18 protein-coding genes are annotated in these 18,031 nt (G+C 68.0%); 12 read left to right on the forward strand and 6 right to left on the reverse strand.

The features are described 5' to 3' along the window. On the reverse strand, nt 1-607 hold a 607-nt coding region (locus tag SOM19_RS16810), incomplete at its 3' end, for an FAD-dependent monooxygenase (protein ID WP_320487767.1). A gap of 87 nt (nt 608-694) precedes the next feature. After that, nucleotides 695-1,447: an IclR family transcriptional regulator gene (locus tag SOM19_RS16815; RefSeq protein WP_320487768.1), complete on the reverse strand. Its 753-nt coding sequence runs from the start codon at nt 1,445-1,447 to the stop codon at nt 695-697. A gap of 183 nt (nt 1,448-1,630) precedes the next feature. Between SOM19_RS16815 and SOM19_RS16820 the strand changes: the two genes are divergently transcribed. Together SOM19_RS16820 and SOM19_RS16825 are read left to right on the forward strand one after the other, a co-directional pair. Further along, a complete protein-coding gene (locus SOM19_RS16820) occupies nt 1,631-2,932 on the forward strand; it encodes a C-glycoside deglycosidase beta subunit domain-containing protein (RefSeq protein WP_320487769.1) in 1,302 nt (433 codons plus the stop codon). A 14-nt stretch (nt 2,933-2,946) separates the two neighbouring features. Next, nucleotides 2,947-4,422: a C-glycoside deglycosidase beta subunit domain-containing protein gene (locus tag SOM19_RS16825; protein ID WP_320487770.1), complete on the forward strand. Its 1,476-nt coding sequence runs from the start codon at nt 2,947-2,949 to the stop codon at nt 4,420-4,422. Between the two features lie 3 nt (nt 4,423-4,425). On the opposite strand, the gene SOM19_RS16830 is transcribed toward SOM19_RS16825, so the two are convergent. Continuing rightward, nucleotides 4,426-5,367: a LysR family transcriptional regulator gene (locus tag SOM19_RS16830; RefSeq protein WP_320487809.1), complete on the reverse strand. Its 942-nt coding sequence runs from the start codon at nt 5,365-5,367 to the stop codon at nt 4,426-4,428. Between the two features lie 235 nt (nt 5,368-5,602). Here SOM19_RS16830 and SOM19_RS16835 point away from each other — a divergent pair, with 235 nt between their 5' ends. The 10 genes from SOM19_RS16835 to SOM19_RS16880 all read left to right on the forward strand — a co-directional run bounded on the left by SOM19_RS16835 (nt 5,603) and on the right by SOM19_RS16880 (nt 15,166). Further along, complete coding sequence (locus tag SOM19_RS16835) at nt 5,603-6,904, forward strand: ABC transporter substrate-binding protein (protein WP_320487771.1); 1,302 nt, start codon at nt 5,603-5,605, stop codon at nt 6,902-6,904. 78 nt (nt 6,905-6,982) lie between these two features. Then, on the forward strand, nt 6,983-7,942 hold the full coding sequence (locus SOM19_RS16840) for a carbohydrate ABC transporter permease (RefSeq protein WP_320487772.1): 960 nt from the start codon (nt 6,983-6,985) through the stop codon (nt 7,940-7,942). A 1-nt stretch (nt 7,943) separates the two neighbouring features. Further along, nucleotides 7,944-8,780, forward strand: a complete 837-nt coding sequence (locus tag SOM19_RS16845; RefSeq protein ID WP_320487773.1) for a carbohydrate ABC transporter permease — start codon at nt 7,944-7,946, stop codon at nt 8,778-8,780. A 113-nt stretch (nt 8,781-8,893) separates the two neighbouring features. Beyond that, nucleotides 8,894-9,688, forward strand: coding sequence for a TIM barrel protein (locus SOM19_RS16850; RefSeq protein ID WP_320487774.1), 795 nt, complete (start codon nt 8,894-8,896; stop codon nt 9,686-9,688). Then, the gene (locus SOM19_RS16855; RefSeq protein ID WP_320487775.1) at nt 9,685-11,208 is read left to right on the forward strand and encodes a c-glycoside 3-oxidase CarA; all 1,524 of its coding nucleotides are present in this window, start codon (nt 9,685-9,687) and stop codon (nt 11,206-11,208) included. The genes SOM19_RS16850 and SOM19_RS16855 overlap by 4 nt, the downstream gene beginning before the upstream one ends. Before the next feature lie 88 nt (nt 11,209-11,296). Continuing rightward, complete coding sequence (locus tag SOM19_RS16860) at nt 11,297-11,692, forward strand: C-glycoside deglycosidase beta subunit domain-containing protein (protein WP_320487776.1); 396 nt, start codon at nt 11,297-11,299, stop codon at nt 11,690-11,692. After that, nucleotides 11,689-12,789 (forward strand): sugar phosphate isomerase/epimerase family protein, encoded by a 1,101-nt coding sequence (locus tag SOM19_RS16865; protein ID WP_320487777.1) that lies wholly within the window; start codon nt 11,689-11,691, stop codon nt 12,787-12,789. Before SOM19_RS16860 ends, SOM19_RS16865 begins: the two co-directional genes overlap by 4 nt. Before the next feature lie 32 nt (nt 12,790-12,821). Continuing rightward, nucleotides 12,822-13,874, forward strand: coding sequence for a sugar phosphate isomerase/epimerase family protein (locus SOM19_RS16870; protein WP_320487778.1), 1,053 nt, complete (start codon nt 12,822-12,824; stop codon nt 13,872-13,874). Between the two features lie 9 nt (nt 13,875-13,883). Next, on the forward strand, nt 13,884-14,300 hold the full coding sequence (locus SOM19_RS16875) for a C-glycoside deglycosidase beta subunit domain-containing protein (protein ID WP_320487779.1): 417 nt from the start codon (nt 13,884-13,886) through the stop codon (nt 14,298-14,300). 5 nt (nt 14,301-14,305) lie between these two features. Next, the gene (locus SOM19_RS16880) at nt 14,306-15,166 is read left to right on the forward strand and encodes a ThuA domain-containing protein (RefSeq protein WP_320487810.1); all 861 of its coding nucleotides are present in this window, start codon (nt 14,306-14,308) and stop codon (nt 15,164-15,166) included. A gap of 67 nt (nt 15,167-15,233) precedes the next feature. Here SOM19_RS16880 and SOM19_RS16885 read toward each other — a convergent pair whose 3' ends face one another. The 3 genes from SOM19_RS16885 to SOM19_RS16895 all read right to left on the reverse strand — a co-directional run bounded on the left by SOM19_RS16885 (nt 15,234) and on the right by SOM19_RS16895 (nt 17,986). Next, nucleotides 15,234-16,232 (reverse strand): restriction endonuclease subunit R, encoded by a 999-nt coding sequence (locus SOM19_RS16885; RefSeq protein ID WP_320487780.1) that lies wholly within the window; start codon nt 16,230-16,232, stop codon nt 15,234-15,236. A 15-nt stretch (nt 16,233-16,247) separates the two neighbouring features. Then, complete coding sequence (locus SOM19_RS16890) at nt 16,248-16,664, reverse strand: hypothetical protein (protein WP_320487781.1); 417 nt, start codon at nt 16,662-16,664, stop codon at nt 16,248-16,250. A gap of 65 nt (nt 16,665-16,729) precedes the next feature. Then, nucleotides 16,730-17,986, reverse strand: coding sequence for an ROK family protein (locus SOM19_RS16895; protein ID WP_320487782.1), 1,257 nt, complete (start codon nt 17,984-17,986; stop codon nt 16,730-16,732). Between the last annotated feature and the right edge of the window lie 45 nt (nt 17,987-18,031).

The raw sequence follows: 18,031 nt of genomic DNA on the forward strand, positions 1-18,031 counted from the left end.
GCTCATGCGCGCTGGGCGGCGCCTCGCACAGGATGCCGAACCAGGCGAACGGGTACTCGCGGAAATAGCCGTCGGCCGAGGCGCCGCTCACGGCACTCCGCACCACGCTGCGGGACCCGTCCGCGCCGACCACGAACTCGGCCTCGATGCGGAGGTCCTCTCCCTCGGCGGTGGTGGCGAGCACCGTCGGGCGGTCGCCGTCGACCCCTTCGACGCCGACGCCGGTCGTCCCGAACCTGAGGTCCTGCCCTGCGGCCGCCCGGACCGCGATGAGGTCCTTGAGCGCTTCGTGCTGCGGGTACAGCCACACGCTCCGGCCGACGAGGGCCGGGAAGTCGATCCGGTGACCATGACCGTCGAACCGGAGCTCGATGCCGTCGTGGCGGCTGCCGTCGGTGAGCACGCGCGTCGAGGCGCCGGTGCCGGAGAGCACGTCGACGGTTCCCTGCTCCAGGATGCCGGCGCGGATCGTGCTCTCGATCTCGGCACGGTCCCGCTGGTCGATCACCACCGAGTCGATGCCGGCGTCTGCCAGGAGGTGCGAGAGCAGCAGACCCGCGGGACCGGCGCCCACGATCGCGACCCGGGTGCGGACGGTGGTGGGCATGACGTCTCCTTTGACGGGCGGCGGGGACAATCCTCCTGTCCTTGATCCCTGGATCGACGGCCGCTTCTCGTTCAACGGGATCCCGCGTCAGCGTCGGAAGCCCAGCGCCCCTTCGATGCCGCGCGCGGCTGCGTTGAGTTCGGCGAGAGCCGGAGGCACGGGGTCATCGCGCCGCAGCACGCTCGACAGCGCCGCGATCACGGCGCCTGTCTCGTCTCTCACGGGCACCGCGACGCCGGTTGACACCGCCTCGATGTAGCCGGGAGCGATCGCGTGCCCGAGTGATCGCACCTCGGCGAGCTTGCGGCGCAGTGCTGCGGCATCCGTGATGGTGTCCTCGGTGAGGGCGACGAGAGGGCCGCGGACGATGCGCTCCTGCAGGTCGCGCTCACCGTAGGCGAGCAGGACGAGCCCGGACGAGGAAGCGTGCAGGGGAAGCCTGCCCGCGACCCGCGTGATGTTGGCGCCGGAATGAGGGCCGCTGAGGCGCTCGAGGAAGAGCGCCTCGTCCTGTTCAAGGATCGCCAGTTGCGTGTGCTCCCGCACCCGAGCCTGCACGCGCTCCATGAAAGGCAATGCCACCTGCCGCAGCGAGAGCGCCTGGGAGGATCGCGTGGCGAGCTCCCACAACCGCATGCCAACACGGATGCGGCGTTCATCGTCTCGCTCGAGCAGCCCAGCGTCGACTAGTTCGCCGACCATGCGATGGGCGGTGGACGGTGGCAACCCCGCCCGGCGCCCGATCTCCGCCGCCGTCTGCACTGTGCGGGCCGGGGTGAAAGTGTCGAGCACGCGTACGAGGCGTTGCGTGACCGAATCGCCCGACGTCGAATTGGCCATGGCTAATGGTCCCACAGCGGTTTCAGGCTCATGCGGTGGGAACATCCACCTAGACAGGCCAGCCGTCGTCGTGACGGCGTTGGGCATCGTTATGCGCTTATCAGGAATGCTTATGTAGGAACTGGACTGAAGTTGCTAGCCTCGAAGGACGCGACGCCGCGCCTGACCAGAGAGCGAGCACCGATGCTTCTCGAGCACGACCTCATCCAATCCGTCGGATTCCGCAACGTTCGCGAGGGCGACGAGATCAGCGGATTCCAGTTCCGCGTGCGGATGCCCTCCTACCGTGGCATGGCCGCATCCCTCATCGACGGCATCGGTGTGCGCATATCCGGCGTGGTCGACGTCGACCCTGACGTGCCTACGTGGACGCTCCAGGGGAAGACGTACACCCTCGCCGAGCTGTGGGAGAGCGATGGGGTGCGCTGGCAGCTGGAGGAGGCGGCGGTCGTGACCGTCCCCCTCCCGGGAGGGCTGCCCGACGGTATCCACGAGCTGTCGATCGACCTGCGCCTGCGCATGTCCTACATCCCCGAGGAGCACCAGCCCAGTCGCTACGAAGTGACCAAGCACGTGACCCTCGCGCCCGAAGCTGTCGGCGGGCCGTTCACCTACGGCGTCTCGCTGTACAGCTACATGAGCGACTACGGCACCGTGATGGATCTCGAGACGGCTCTGCGCTCGATCGCCGACCTCGGCGCGACGGGTGTCGAGATTCTCGGCGAAGGCCACGTCCCGAACTACCCCGAGCCCGCGCAGGAGTGGGTCGACGAGTGGTTCCGGCTGCTCGCGGCGTACGGGCTGGAGCCGACGAACTACGGCTCGTGGATCGACACCCGCCTTCACTCCAGCGGGGTGAACGGGCGTGACATGACCGTCGACGAGGGGGCGGCCGCGCTGCAGCGCGACCTCCGCCTCGCCAAGCGTCTCGGCTTCCGCTTCGTCCGACCCAAGATCGGGGTGGTCTCGGGCGACCTGGTCCCGCACCCCATCTGGACCGAGGTGGTCGAACGGTCCCTCGCGCTCGCCGAGGAACTCGACGTCGTGATCTGCCCCGAGATCCACTCGCCGACGCCGATCAAGCACGAGGTCGTCGATGACTACATCGACCTGATCCGCCGCACCGGCACCAAGCACTTCGGGCTTCTGCTCGACACCGGAATCTTCCAGGACCGCCCGATCCCGCTGCGCCCCGGCGAGCTGCCCGGCCGTCGTCCGGCATTCCTCGACGGCATCGCGGTCGACCCGGCCGACATCTTCGACATCATCGACCACGTCGTCTTCATCCAGGCCAAATTCCACGACATCGACGACGACCTCGAGGATCAGCAGATCCCGTGGGAGCCGGTGCTGCGAGCGCTGAAGGAGGCCGGGTACACCGGCTACCTGTCCAGCGAGTACGAGGGCGAGCGCACCCCGTGGCGCTCGATCGAACAGGTCCGCCGCCAGCACTCGCTCATGCGCCAGGTCGCCGACCGGCTCTGAACAGGAGAAACGACATGCCCAACGGCCTGATCCACGACGACAGCCTCCGCGCGCACCCCGACGGATTCGCGCTGCGCTTGACGCTGCCCTGGTACCGCAGCCTGTGGCTGTCTTCCGTCACGAGCCTCGAGCTCACCATCGACGGCGAGGCGGTGTCACCGGACCACCTGCGATTCGTGCTCGGGGATCGCGAGTACGCGCTCGACGAGCTGCCTGAGCAGAGCGAGACGCTCTGGTACCTGCAGGAGCACCCGCTCCTCATCGCCCGCCGCGAGCAGAGGGTGTCCCTCGGCGAGAAGCACGAGGTCACCCTCATCGGACAGCTGCGTCTGCCGTACATGCAGATCGCGTCCGGCGAGAACGGTGCTCCCGGCATGTACGTTCCGAACTTCGTGCGCGACCAGCTCACGTTGACCGTGACGGATGCCGATGCCCCTGCCCCGGCGCTGGTGACCGACGTCCCGCCGCCCCCTCCTGCGACCGACGCCGACCCGTTCCAGCTCGGCCTCACGCTCTACTCGGCGAGCGCGGAGTTCCGGGCCGGCTGGTTCGACTTCGACGGCCTTCTTGATCGCGTCGCTGAGCTCGGCATCGGACCGGGGATCGAGATCGTCGCCTCGCAGATGGTGCCGACGTACCCGGTGGTGTCAGAGGAGTTCGTGCGCGACTGGCGTGCGGCGTTCGACAGGCACGGCTTCGCGGCCAACTCCTTCGGCGCGAACCTCGACATGGGGCGCCGACGCGACCGCGACATGACGCCGGACGAGGAGTTCGAGTTCAGCCAGCTCATGTTCCAGGGGGCCAAGAAGCTCGGCTTCCCGCTGGTGCGGATCCAGAGCGCGAAGCCGGAGCTGCTGCGGCGCCTGCTGCCGATCGCCGAGGCGCTCGAGCTGCAGCTCGCCTACGAGATCCACGCGCCACTGGGCCCCAACGCGGAGCCCATCCTCAAGGTGCGCGAGACGTACGCCGAGCTGGACTCCCCGCTGCTCGGCTTCGTCGCCGACTTCTCGTCCACGATGCACGCGATGTCGCCCACGCTGCTGCGTGCGGTCCGTCGTGCCGGGCTCGACGACGCGGCGATCGGGCGTCTCCAGGAGATCTGGGCGACGGACGCCACCATGCGAGAGCGCCAGGATGAGTTCATCGGCTACCTGCGTGGCCGAGACTTCGATCCGGCGCGGCTGGGATCGTTCGCGCACCTCGCCTTCAACATGCACGGTCATGTCGACCCTCGCGAGTGGGCAGACATCATGCCGCAGATCAAACACGTGCACGCGAAGTTCTACGACATCGACGAGCGGGGGCAAGAGCCCGCGATCGACTACCCGGAACACGTCCGCGCCTTCGTCGAAGGGGGATACCGCGGCTACTGGTCGAGCGAGTGGGAGGGGCATGCCTTCGCCGAACTGGGCGAGGTCGACCCGCTCCTCCTGGTGCGCAGGCAGCACGACCTGATCCGTCAGGCGATGCGCGAGCTGCAGCCGTCCTGAGGTTCACGCGATGACGTGGGCGTTCTCCTCGACGATGCGGCCCGCTTCCTCGAACAGCCCGCGCATCCAGGTGTGCTCCGGGTCACGCGTGTGGCTCGGATGCCACCAGAGGGCATTCACGAGTGGCGTCGCGTCGAACGGCAGCGGCACCACCCGGATGCCGCCGATGCGCAGCATGTGCGGCGCCAGTGCCGCCTGCACCAGACCGATGCGGTTCGTTCCGCTGACGAAGTGCCCGACCGACAGGAAGCTCTCGAGCACCACCTCGATGCGCGGCTCCACCCCGAGCTGCTGAACCTGCCGGGCGGCGGACGTGAAGGCGGAGCGCGACTGGTACGTCATCACCCACGGCAGCTCCGACATGTTCTCCATCGTGAGCGCGGTGCCGACGGCGGAGTTGGTGTCGGACACGACCGCGAGCCAGCTGTCGTGCCACAGGTCGAGGAAGGGCAGATCCGAGACGGGCCCATGCGGGATGACCATGCCGTCGGCGGATCGCAGCTTGGTCGCGGCATCCTCGACGATGACGGGATTGTGCAGCATGAAGCGGAATCGCACGCCCGGCGAACGCTCGGCGGCGAGCCGCGAGACGACGGTTCCGAGCGTGACGAAGCCGTAGTCCGACCCGTAGACCGAGAACTCCCGGGTGGATTCCTCCGGACTCCATGTCGCCTGGCTCTCGAACACACGCCGCGCGGCCTCAAGCGCCGTGGTGGTGTGCTCGATGAGTCGCAGCGCGAACGGCGTGAGCTCATAGGTGTTGCCACGGCGGGCGAGGATCTGATCGCCGAAGTGGATCCGCAGCCGCCCGAGCGAGGCGCTCAGAGCGGGCTGGCTGAGATGCAGGCGCTCTGCGGCGCGGGTGACGCTCTTCTCGGTGAGCAGCGCGTCGAGCGCGACGAGCAGATTGAGGTCCAGGCGCGAGAGCAGGGCGTGATCGGTCACCACGACGTGAACCTCCGATGCAAGAGCGGACGATCCACTGTATCAACGGAGGTTATGCGCACGGGGGTCTGTATACGCGGGGTCGATGGTCGTCTTGCTCAGGGCGGGTCGTCCCGGCTTATGCCGCATATCGTAAACCCTTATGTGCGTTTCAGGCACATGATCGGGATACTGGACACACAGCACAGGCGCTCGAATGGACGAGCCGCCGACAACGAAGTCAGAAAGGCTGGACATGTCACAGCACAGTCACACCGCTCTGCGCCGAGGAGCCCTCATCGCGGTCCCCGTCATCGGAGCGCTGCTCCTGGCCGGCTGCTCCGGCTCCGGCGGCGATTCGAACGACTCGGGCGACGAAGGCGCCGCCGAGTTCTCGTTCACGTTCGCGACCTCCAACAACCTCGAGAGCCCGTACGAGACGCTGGCGAACGCCTACATGGAGGCGAACCCCGACGTCACCATCACGACGAACCCGACGCCGAACGACAAGTACGGCGAGACCATCCGCACGCAGTTCCAGGCCGGGAACGCAGCCGACGTCGTGCAGACGACGCCGGGATCCGGCGACGCCCGCGGCGTCATCCCGCTCGCCGAGGCCGGGTTCCTCGAGCCTCTCGGCGAGACCGCGGCATCGCTGATCCCGCAGGGCAGCGAGACGATCTTCGAGATCGACGGCGAGGTCTACGGTCAGCCGATGGACTTCACCATCGCGGCCGTCGTCGCGAGCATGGGCACGGCTGCCATGAACGGACTCGACGAATGGCCGACGAGCGAGGACGAGATGTACGACGCGTGCACCGCGCTCGCCGGTGACGGCAAGTCGCTCCTCGCGCTCGCCGGGGCTGCAGGCCCCAACGCGGGACTCACCGCGCAGGGCATCGCCGCCACGCGCGTCTACGCCCAGGACCCGGACTGGAACGAGCAGCGCGCCGCCGGCGACACGACCTTCGCCGAGAGCGAAGGCTGGGCCGACACCCTGCAGACGGTCATCGACCTGAACGAGGGAGGCTGCTTCCAGGCCGGGGCCGAAGGCGGCGGCTTCGACGCGATCACCAACGGCCTCTCGCAGGGCACGTCGGTCGGCAGCTTCATCCCCTCGGGCTCGGCCGTCGAGATCGCGACTGCGGCTCCGCCGGAGGCCGACTTCAAGGTGCAGCCGTTCCCGCCGGCAGATGGAGGCGACCCCTACATCATCGCGAGCTCGAACTACACGATCTCGATCAACGCCGCGTCGGAGAAGCAGGATGCCGCCGCCGACTTCGTGGAGTGGCTCGCGACGCCCGAGGCGCAGGAGATCTACTACGAGGCGTCCGGCCTCCTGCCCATCTCGAACTACCAGGACCTCGATCTGAGCGAGACCATCTACTCGCCCATCGTCGACCTGCTGGCCGAGGGCTCGTACACGCCGCTGCCGAACAACATCTGGCCGAACCCGGCGGTGTACGAGGCGCTGCAGGTGGGCGTCCAGGGCCTGCTCACCGGTCAGAAGACCGTCGACCAGGTGCTCCAGGACATGGACAGCGCCTGGGGCGAGTGATCACCGTGACCGCCCGGGCGCACCACGCCCGGGCGGTCACTCCCACCTCCGCACGATGACGTACGAACACGAGGAATCATGACCGCGACACTCAACAGCGAGACCGAGGCGCTGATCGTTCCGAAGCGCGATCGTCGCGGCCGTCGTCGCGATGCCGCCAGCCGCCGGCCCGGTCTGCTGAAGTTCGGGTACTGGTGGTGGGCGCTGCCGGGCATCCTGCTCGTCCTCGCCATCCACTACGTCGCCACCGCGATCGGCGGGTTCTTCGCCTTCACCGACTGGTCGGGCATCGGCGACTTCACGTGGATCGGGTTCGACAACTTCATCGCGATCTTCAACGATCCGACCCAGATCGGCGCGGTCACCAACACGCTCTTCCTGGCGTTCGCGTCGGTCATCCTCAGCAACATCGCAGGTCTCGCACTGGCACTCGGCCTCAACCGCGGACTGAAGACCCGCTACGCATTGCGCGTCCTCTTCTTCATGCCGGTGGTGCTGAGCCCGCTCGCGGTCTCGTACGTCTGGAAGTTCATCTTCGATTTTAACGGTCCGATCAACGGCGTGCTCCGCGCGATGGGTCTCGGCGAGTTCGCCAAGGCCTGGGTGGCCGATCCGACGTGGGCGATCTGGACCGTGCTCATCGTCATCGTGTGGCAGAACACCGGCTTCGCGATGGTCATCTACATGGCCGGCCTCGCCGCCGTGCCGATCGAGATCGAGGAGGCGGCGGCCATCGACGGCGCGACTCTGTGGCAGCGCTTCTGGCACGTGACCTTCCCGTCGATCCGACCGGCTGTGGCGATCGCCACGACGCTGGGGCTCGTGAACGGCCTGCGGGTCTTCGACCAGATCATGGCGCTCACCGGCGGCGGGCCGGCGGGAGCGACCGAGACCCTCGCGACCCAGGTGTACAAGGAGTCCTTCGCATTGGGCAACTTCGGCTACGGCGCGGCCCTCGCCCTCGTGCTGACGCTCATCATTCTCGTCTTCGCCGTCATTCAGCAGCGAGTGACCAGCGGCCGTCCCGAGGAGGACTGACATGTTCCGCTATACCAAGCTCACCGGGGTCCGCGAAGTGGTCTTCTGGATCATCGCCGTGATCTTCCTGGCGCCGTTCTACTTCCTGGTCACCACGGCCTTCAAGTCCGACGAAGAGGTGCTGACCACCTCGAACCTCGCCCCGCCGACGAGCCTGGACTTCAGCAACTTCACCGAGGTCCTCACGGCGCAGGGCAACTCGAATGTGATCCAGGGCCTGATCAACAGCATCCTGATCACGGCCGGAAGCATCGTAGGCCTGATCCTGCTGGGGGCGATCACGGGCTACGTCATCGCACGCAGCACTCGCCGCTGGAGCCGGGCGGTGTTCTACCTCTTCCTCATCGCGATCGTGCTGCCGACGCAGCTCGGCACAGTACCGCTGTACATCGGGGCGAGGGCCATCGGCCTCACCGGGTCGATCTGGGGCATGATCATCCTCTACACCGGCATGCTGCTGCCGCTGTCGATCTTCCTCTACGCCGGATTCTTCCGCGGTCTCGGCACCGAGTACGAGGAGGCGGCGACGATCGACGGCGCCTCGCGCACGCAGATCTTCTTCCGCATCGTGCTCCCGCTGATGTCGCCGGCCACCGGAACGGTCGCCATCCTGGCCGGCCTCATCGTGTGGAACGACTTCTTCACGTCGCTCATCTTCCTCGGCGGCTCGGAGAACCAGACGCTGCCTGTCGCGATGTACTACTACATCGGCTCGCTCGTGTCGTCGTGGAACAAGATCTTCGCGATCGTCATCGTGTCGATGATCCCGATCCTGGCGTTCTACCTCTTCGCTCAGAAGCGGTTCATCCAGGGCTTCGCGGGCGGGTTGAAGGGCTGAACCGCATGTATCGATTCGAGGGCGGCCGGATCGTCGAGCACTGGGACGTTCTTCAGCGGGTTCCCGTGCATGCCGCCCACGACCATCCGATGTTCTGACTGGAAGGACCACCCATGTACCAGCTCGCACCCAACATCGAACTGCTCTTCACCGAGGCCGGCGACTATCACGACCGTGTGCGTGCGGCCGCGGCATCCGGATTCGACGCCGTCGAGATGTGGGGGCCGACCGGCGCCGACGCGCCCGCGACGCCCAAGGATTTGCCGGCGCTGAAGGCAGCACTGGAGGAGACCGGACTGCAGCTGACCGCGCAGCTCGCCGAGCCCCGCACCCAGTTCATGATCCCCCCGTGGGACCACTCGGAGTTCTACCGCAAGCTCGACGAGGGTGTCGAGATCGCTCACTTCCTCGGCACCCCGCGGATGGTGGTCGGAAGCGGCACCGGATTCGGCGGATGGAAGCGCCAGGTGCAGCTCGACAAGCTCATCGAGATCTATCAGAAGGCCATCGCCCAGATCGAGGGATCAGGCATCACACTTGTGCTCGAGCCCGTCAACGTGCGTGTCGATCACCCCGGCTCGCTGCTGGATCGCACGAGCGAGGCGGTCTACGTCGCGCGCGGCGTCGACTCCGCGTTCTTCGGGGTGCTCTACGACCTCTACCACTCGACCGTCGAGGGAGAAGACGTCGCGGCCGAGCTGGCGAACGCCGGCGACCTCATCCGCTACGTCCAGCTCGCCGACGCCCCGGGGCGCGGGGAGCCCGGCACCGGCGGGATCGACTGGGCGGCCCGCCTGGGTGAACTCCGCGCGTCGGGGTACGACGGCCCGATCGGCCTCGAGTACTACCCGCAGACCCCCTCGGCGGAGTCGGTGAAGCGGATCGTGGCATTGGCGGCCGCCGCATGAGTGCGCGCTCCTATCCCGATGCCGTCGATGTCGCGATCGTGGGCAGCGGCCCGACCGGGGCCGCGTATGCGCGCATCTTGAGCGAGGAGGCGCCGAGCGCGACGATCGCGATGTTCGAGGTCGGGCCCACCGTGTCGGATCCGCCGGGCGCGCACGTGAAGAACATCGCCGACCCGGCCGAGCGCGCGCGGGCGCAGCAAGCCTCGCAGGGACCCTCGGCGGCAGCGGCGACGGTCAGCAACCCCGGAGCGGTCAAGAGCGGGCAGCGTCTCGCCCGGGCCGGCACCTTCCTGCTGGAGGAGGGGTACCAGCAGCCCGGCGACGACGGCCTGCCCGTCGCCGCGATGTCGAGCAATGTCGGCGGCATGGCGGCTCATTGGACCGCGGCGTGCCCGCGTCCGGGTGGCAGCGAGCGCATCCCGTTCGTGCCCGACCTCGACGAACTGCTCGACGAGGCCGAGCGGCTGCTCGGCGTGACGACCCATGCCTTCGACGGTTCGCCGTTCGGCGACCTGGTGCGCGAGCGCCTGGCGAAGGCCGTCGACGAGGGGCGCGTCGACGGGACGCGCGTGCAGCGGATGCCGCTCGCCGTGCACCGCCGCGAGGACGGCCGACTCGTCTGGTCGGGATCCGACGTGGTGCTCGGCGAGGAGACGCGGGCGAACGAGAACTTCGCCCTCCACGAGGAATCGCTCGTCACTCGTGTGCTGCTCGAGGACGGACGGGCGGTCGGTGTCGAGGTGCGCGACGTGCGCACCGGCGCCACCCACACGGTGCAGGCGCGCTTCGTCGTGGTCGCCGGTGATGCCCTGCGCACGCCGCAGCTGCTGTGGGCCTCCGGCATCCGCCCCGATGCCCTGGGGCGCTACCTCAACGACCAGACCCAGATCGTGTTCGCCGTGCGATTGCGCGATGTGCCTCCGCTGGCAGCCGACGTGCCGGCCGACGGCGCGCTCGCGGAGTACAGCGGCGTCAGCTGGGTGCCGTTCACCGACGAGGTGCCCTTCCATGGCCAGATCATGCAGCTCGACGCCTCGCCGGTGCCCCTCGCCGTCGACGATCCGGTTCAGCCGGGGTCGATCGTCGGCCTTGGCCTCTTCTGCGCGAAGGACCTGCGCCGAGAGGACCGCGTGTCATTCCACGAAGGCGAACGGGATGCCTATGGCATGCCGGCGATCCGGATCCACTACCGCCTGACCGAGGTCGACCAGGCCGTGCTGGCGCGGGCTCGCGAAGAGATCGTGCGCATGGGCGCCGCGATCGGCGACCCCCTCGACCCGCGGCCGTTCACGATGCCGCTCGGCGCGTCCCTGCACTACCAGGGCACCACGCGCATGGGTCGCAGCGATGACGGCGAGAGCGTCTGTGACGCCGACAGCCAGGTGTGGGGAACCGACGGACTATTCGTGGCGGGCAACGGCGTCATCCCGACGGCCACGGCCTGCAACCCGACTCTGACCAGCGTCGCACTCGCCGTGCGCGGAGCCTGGAAGATCGCCGCCGAGTTCTCGGCCGATTGACTTATGTAGGAATCCAACATTACACTGTAGAAATCAAGACAAAGCTGTCGGCGGGATCGTCCCGCCTCACGGAGACGAGGAGGTCCCGGTGATTCCGGACCGCATCATCGAGCAGGGCACGCTGAAGACCGACGGCGCACGCGCGACGGTCGAGGTGCGCATCCCCTGGTACCGAGCCCTTCCCGGCTCCTGCATCGCGGGCGCCGGACTGAAGATCGACGGCGTCGCCGCCGAACCGGAGTCACTCCGGTGGACCATGAACGGTCGCGAGTTCACGTTCGCCGAGCTGGCGACCAACACCGAGGAGTGGTGGTTCCCGCTGGACTCCGCCGTCCTCGCCGGCGTTGTCGCGGTCGCACCGGATGTCGAGCACGAGGTCGAGGTCGATCTCACGCTCTTCATCCCCTACATCGTCATCTCCGAATCCGAGGTGCTCCACATCGAAGAGCACGACAAGAAGACCATGAAGGCGGTGGCGGCATGACCGAGCTCGGCACGCCCATCCAGGGCGTCACCCTCTACAGCTTCACCCGCGCCTTCCACGGCCGCGAATTCGACCTCGAGGGCCTCATCCGCAAGGTGGCGGCCGACGGGTACGGACCCGGTCTGGAGATCATCGGCTTCTCGAGCTTCCGCGGCTTTCCCGACATCGACGACGCGTTCGCGGGCCGGTTCCGCGACCTCGTCGACGAGGTGGGCCTCGTGACGACCTCGCTGGCGGTGAACGCCGACATCGGCATCCACCGCGATCGCCTGCTCGATCAGGACGAGCTCATCGAGTACATGCGCCGGCAGATCGCGGCGGCGGCCAAGCTCGGCTTCCCGATCGCGCGCGTGCAGATCTCGCTCACCCCCGACTCGATGGAGGCGCTGGCGCCGATCGCCGAGGAGCACGGCGTCACTCTCGCACTCGAAGTGCACGCCGACCAGTACGCGTCGCACCCGCGCATCCTCGCTCTCCGCGACCGATACGAGAAGGTCGCCTCGCCCTACCTCGGATTCACGATGGACTGGGGCGCCACCGTCTCGGGCTTCGCTCCGTCCCTGATCGAGGCGTACCGCCGCCGCGGCGCGTCAGAGGAGCTGCTCGCGCAGGTCACCGGGCTCTGGAACGAGTTCTACGAGCAGGGTCCGCCCGCCGATCAGGCTGAGCACGGCCAGCGCTTCGGCCGGTTCATCGGGCTCGCCGCGCAGAACGGCCGCCCCGACCTGGGCATCGACTTCGGCATCAACGGCACCGGCCTGTTCGGTCCCGCGCGGGTCGACGACTGGCTCGAGATCATGCCGTGGATCAGGCACGTGCACGGCAAGTTCTTCGGCATCGACGAGGACGGCGAAGAGCCGTCGGTCCCGGTGCGGGACCTCATCCGCCTGCTCGTCGAGAACGGCTACAAGGGGGCGATCTCGAGCGAGTACGAGGGCTGGCACTGGAACTACTGGCAGAGCCCCTTCGACATCATCGCCGGGGAGCAGGCGGTGCAGCGGGCGGCGGCGGCGGATGCCGGCAGCCGCATGATCACGGATGCGGCCGAGGCCCGCGGCATCCTGTCCACCCACCTCGCTCAGCCCGTGCGCGGCTGATCCCTCCTTTCCCCTAGAGCTCAGGACCAGACATGACTGACAACGACGGCATCGCCGGCACGGGCATCAAGCTCGGGATCACCCTCTACTCGCTCACCTCGGAGTTCGCCGCCGGGCTGTACACGCCCGAGACGCTGATCAAGGCGGTCGCGGACGAGGGCCTCGGCCCCGGCATCGAGTTCAACATCGCGCAGATGCTGCGCACCTACCCGGATGTGGACGACGACTTCGTCCGTCTCTGGCGCGACAGCATGGACCGCTACGGTCTCGAGCCCAGCGCGATCGGCACGAACCTCGACATGGGACGCCGCAAGGAGCGCGACATGACGCCCGACGAGGAGCACGACTTCCTCGCGCGTCAGCTCAAGACCGCGCACACCCTCGGGTTCAAGAAGGTCGTGATCCGCTCGCACGGCAAGGAGCTGCTGCGCAGCCTGCTGCCGCTGGCGGAGAAGTACGACCAGAAGCTCGGCTACGAGATCCACGCGCCGTCCGGGCCGAACAACCCGCAGGTGCTGCAGATGCGCGAGATGTACGACGAGCTGCAGTCCGACCGGCTCGGCTTCACCGCCGACTTCAGCTCGACGATGCACTCGCTGTCACCCACGCTGCTGCGCACGATGCGGCAGATGGGCATGCCCGAAGAGTACTTCTCTGTCATGGACGAGATCTGGCACGAGCCGACGCCGATGCACGTGCGCAACCAGAAGTTCGAGGACTTCCTCACGTCGCAGGACTTCGACTTCGCCCGGCTCGGGCCCTTCACCCGGCTCGCCTTCAACATGCACGGGCTCGTGCCGCCGGAGGAGTGGCTCGACATCATGCCGCAGATCTTCCACGTGCACGCGAAGTTCTACGACATCGACGAGAACGGCGACGAGCCGGCCATGGACATCCCGCGGATCGTGCGGCAGTTCGTCGAGGGCGGCTACCAGGGCTACCTCTCGAGCGAGTGGGAGGGTCACGCGTTCTCGGACCTCGGCGAGTCCGACCCGATCGACCTCGTCAAGAAGCAGCACGCGCTGATGCGCCGCACCATCGAAGAATCCGTCGCAGCCGGCGCCGCCGCCGAAACAGTCAGGTAGGGACAGGCCATGGCCACTCACAACTCGCTCTTCTCCGAGAAGGACGTCCGCCGTCGGGAAGACGGGATCGGCGTCGCCGTCCAGCTGCCCTGGTACCGGAGCCTCTGGCTCTCGGCCGTCGACGATGTCGGGGCATCGGTGAACGGCGTGCCGGTGCCCAAGGAAGACCTGCGGTTCGAGCTGAACGGCACGAGCCACCGCATCGAGGAGCTCCCCGAGCAGTGGGACACGCTCTGGTTCGTCGCCGACAAGCCGGAGGTCGTCATCCCCCTGGACCACGCCCCTGAGGCGGGGGAGAAGCTGACCGTCGAGGTCGTCCTGACGATGCGCCTGCTGTACATGCAGATCATGCCCGGCCAGGACGGCGGACCCGGTCGCTACGTGACCAACCGCGTGCCCGTCGAGCGTGAGGTCGTGCTGGCTTGACCCGGGTGTTGAACGTCCTCATCCTCTCTGGTCACATGACCCGGGAGCACGACAACGAGTTCCGCAGCTTCCGACAGCACAACCAGTGGCTGACGACGCTCCTGGAGGACACGGGCCGCTTCACGGTCCGCATCGTGGAGGACCCGCGCGGGCTGGGCGCTGAGATCATCGACAAGTACGACGCGGTGATCGTCGTCTTCGAGGGCCGGGACGGCTACCACGACAAGGGCGTGGGGTTCGGCGCCGAGACGGATGCCGCGCTGATGCGGTTCGTCTATGAGGACGGCAAGGGGATCGTGTGGTTCCACGGCTCGGCCGTGCAGGAGGACGACTGGGGTTATCCCGAGCAGTACAACGTCATGCGGGGTGCGAAGCTCAGTGTCCCCACGGGCATCCGCCCGCGCCCCTGGGGCGAAGCGCTCCTGCACGTGGCGGACCCGGAGCACCCGATCACGGACGGCATCACGAAGCCGTGGACGGTGACCGGCGACGACATCCTCACGGGCGTGGAGCTGTACGAAGGCGCGCATGTGCTGCTCACCACGTTCGACGACCTCGAGGCGTACGAGAACGCGCCGGTGTGGCCGATGTCGCACTATCCGGTGGCGATCCCGCCTGAGGGACTCTCCGGTCTTCCCGGCATCAACACGCATCAGCCGATCGCATGGGTGAACGAGTACGGCGCCGGGCGCTCCTTCACGATCACCATCGGCCACGACATCGACACGTTCCGCCGCATCGAGTTCATCCGCATGTTCCCGCGCGGAGTGGAGTGGGCGGCCACCGGCGAGATCTCGCTGCAGGGTCCGGACCGTCGCGGCGAGCGGCGGTTCCTGCCCTGGCCGTACTACAACCACGAGGGCTGACCTCGGAGGGTTCAGCCGGCCTCGGGGCGCTCACGGAAGCGCGCCCCGAGGCCGGCTGTTCGTGTGGTCAGTCGGCGCCGGCCGACAGTGCGGCGCGAGCGAGCTCGAGGTGGGCGCGCGTGGTCGCCAGCGGATCGTCGTCGAGCCACTCCTGGCCGCCCCACTCGCTGCAGAGGGTCCCCGCGAAGCCGTGCCGCTGAAGCGCGGCGGCCAGGTCTCGGATGGGCTGCGACACCCGCGCATCGGAGTCGTCCAGGTCCCAGAACTTCAGGTGGGCTGCGGACAGCAGCGGAAGCACCGGAATGACGTCCTCGACGCTGCTGCGGCCGAAGCGCACCAGCAGGTTCATGTAGAGCGTGTGCACGTCCGGGGGTACGGCCCCCGAGCGCAGGGCGTCGACGACGGCGGCGGCGGTCGCGGGGTCCTGCCACTCGTCCCGCAGGCGCCGCACGAGATCGGCCGGCAGGTTCGCGGCCTCGAGCCGCTCGAGGTAGGTCGTCGGCAGAGCCGGCATCAGCATGCTGATGTCCAGCAGCAGGCGCACGTGCGGGCTGTCGATGCGCGCCAGAGTCTCGTACGCCGGCGCCGATGCCGGGTTGCGCGGAGAGCCCTGACCCTGTGCCTCCTCGAAGATTACGAGGTCGAGCTCCTCGAGCAGAGGCACGAGCCGGCCGAGGAGCGCGGGTCCCGCCTGACCGAGCGGCAGGCGCAGGCCGGTCGCACCCATCTCGGCCGTCGCTCGCAGCTGCGGTTCCAGGAATGCATAGCGCTCGTCATCCGAGCGCCTGCGCCCGGTGGGGGTCCAGTCGTCGATGCTTCCGCCGACGATGCTGACACGACCGCCGATGCGCGCGAGCCGCTCGCCGAAAGCCGTGGCCTCCGCCCTCGAGGGCTCCGGGAACGAGCGCCACAGCTGCCCGAGTTCGACCTCGATATGCGTCGTGAGGCATTCTTCGATGAGGGCTGCCGCGACATCGGGCGCGTTGCGCTCCGCGGCGATCACGGTCGGCGTGAGGTTGAAAGCGCTGGCCGAGAGGGTCCAGCCGGTGGGAAGTGCCGGGGTCATCTTCGCTCCGGTTCGTCAGGCGGCGTCGCGCGAGACGGTCGCGACGGTGGTCGGGGCATCCGTTACGAGGGTCCGTGACGCGGTGAAGGGGAGGCGCAGCGGCCCGTCCGGACCGGACTGCAGGTACGGCACGATGAGCTCGAACGCGACGGCGACCTCATGGGCGGCACCGGGTGTCACACGTGTGCGGCCCCGGAGCACGACGCGATCCTGGACGAACCACCATCCCCGTTCGTGGACGAGTGCGTCGGAGGGGATCGACCGGTCGCCGATCTGCGCCAGCAGCGGGCCCGAGGGGACACCGTCGATCTGCACAGCCGGTCCGGCGAGGCTCGCGATCGGGAGCGATCGTATCCAGGGCAGTGACAATCGCAGCACGAAGCCGTCGGATGTCGAGGACAGCGCATCCGCGCGTAGGGCATGGAGCGTCATGGCTCTCCTTCGATCCGTCGCTTATGCGCCGAATCTACACCCTTAGGTAGAAAAGAGGAAGAAGGTTACGCGGTCAACGATGCCGGGGGTTGCTGTTCGGCGAACCAGCGCGGGAAGGTCGCGTCGAAGAGCTGCTCCTTCACCATCTCGACGCCGCCGCGCAAGGGCTCGCTGACGTCGTCGACCGACTGGACGATGCTGAGGTCGCGGGTGGCCAGGGGCAGGGAGAGTTCATAGACCCGCTGTCGCACCTCGGCGAGGAAAACCTCACCGGCCGAGGCCACCGCGCCCCCGATCACGATCACGCTCGGGTTGAACATGTTCACCAGTGCCGCGATCGACTCGCCCACGACGCGGGCGGAGGCCTGGATCAGCGAGATCGCCAAGGCGTCGCCGTTCTCCGCCGCGCGGGAGATGTTCTCGGGCGTGGGCGGGGTGCCGTCCGCTGCCTGGCGGGCGAGCTGACCGCCGGCGCCGACAGCGATCGCCGCTTCGGCGTCTCGGGTGAGCGCCCAGCCGCCCGCGACCGCTTCGAGGCAGCCGATCTTGCCGCACCGGCACTGCAGATCCGATCCGGCCACGTGCACGTGGCCGATGTCTCCTGCCGCACCGTTGGCCCCGCGGTGGATCTGGCCCCGCGAGAGCAGGCCGGCGCCGATCCCGGAGCCGATCTTGCAGTAGATCAGGTCGAGATCGTCCTCGTGGCGGCGGGCTCGCTCTCCATAGGCGAGGAGATTGACGTCGTTGTCGACCCAGACCGGCGCATCGAAGTGCTGCTCGAAGCGACGGCGCACATCGAACCCATTCCATCCGGGCATGATCGGCGGTGCGACCGGACGACCGGTCGCAAAATCCACCGGCCCGGGAAGGCCCACCGCCGCGCCCCACACCGGCAGTGCGTCGTGGCGCTCACGCAGCTCGTCGACCATCGCCAGCGTGGCCTCGAGCGTCTCGGCGGGACCGCGCGAGATCTCCCAGTCGCGGTGGGTCTGATCGATGATGACGCCATCGAGGTCGGAGAGTCCCACGTGGATGTGCAGAGCGCCCAGGGCGCAGATCACGATGTGCCCGCGGTCGGACCGGAATCGGAGAGTGCGCGGGGCACGTCCGCCGGATGAGGGTCCGTAATCGCCGTCGCCGAGGAATCCCATCTCGATCGCCTGGTCGACGCGCTGCGCCACGACGCCGCGACCCAGGCCCGTCACGCGACCGATGTCGGGGCGCGTGGTCGCGTCCCCCGTTCGCACCATGTTGACGATGCGGAGAAGGCTCGTGACCTCGTCCGTCTGAGCGCCGAAGCGCAGTGTCGTTCGCGTCGCCATGGTTGATTCTGACACAACTGTCCGCTTCGCCAGCGCAAGACCGAG

The sequence above is a fragment of the Microbacterium sp. CFBP9034 genome (genome assembly GCF_034045255.1).
Classification (GTDB): domain Bacteria; phylum Actinomycetota; class Actinomycetes; order Actinomycetales; family Microbacteriaceae; genus Microbacterium.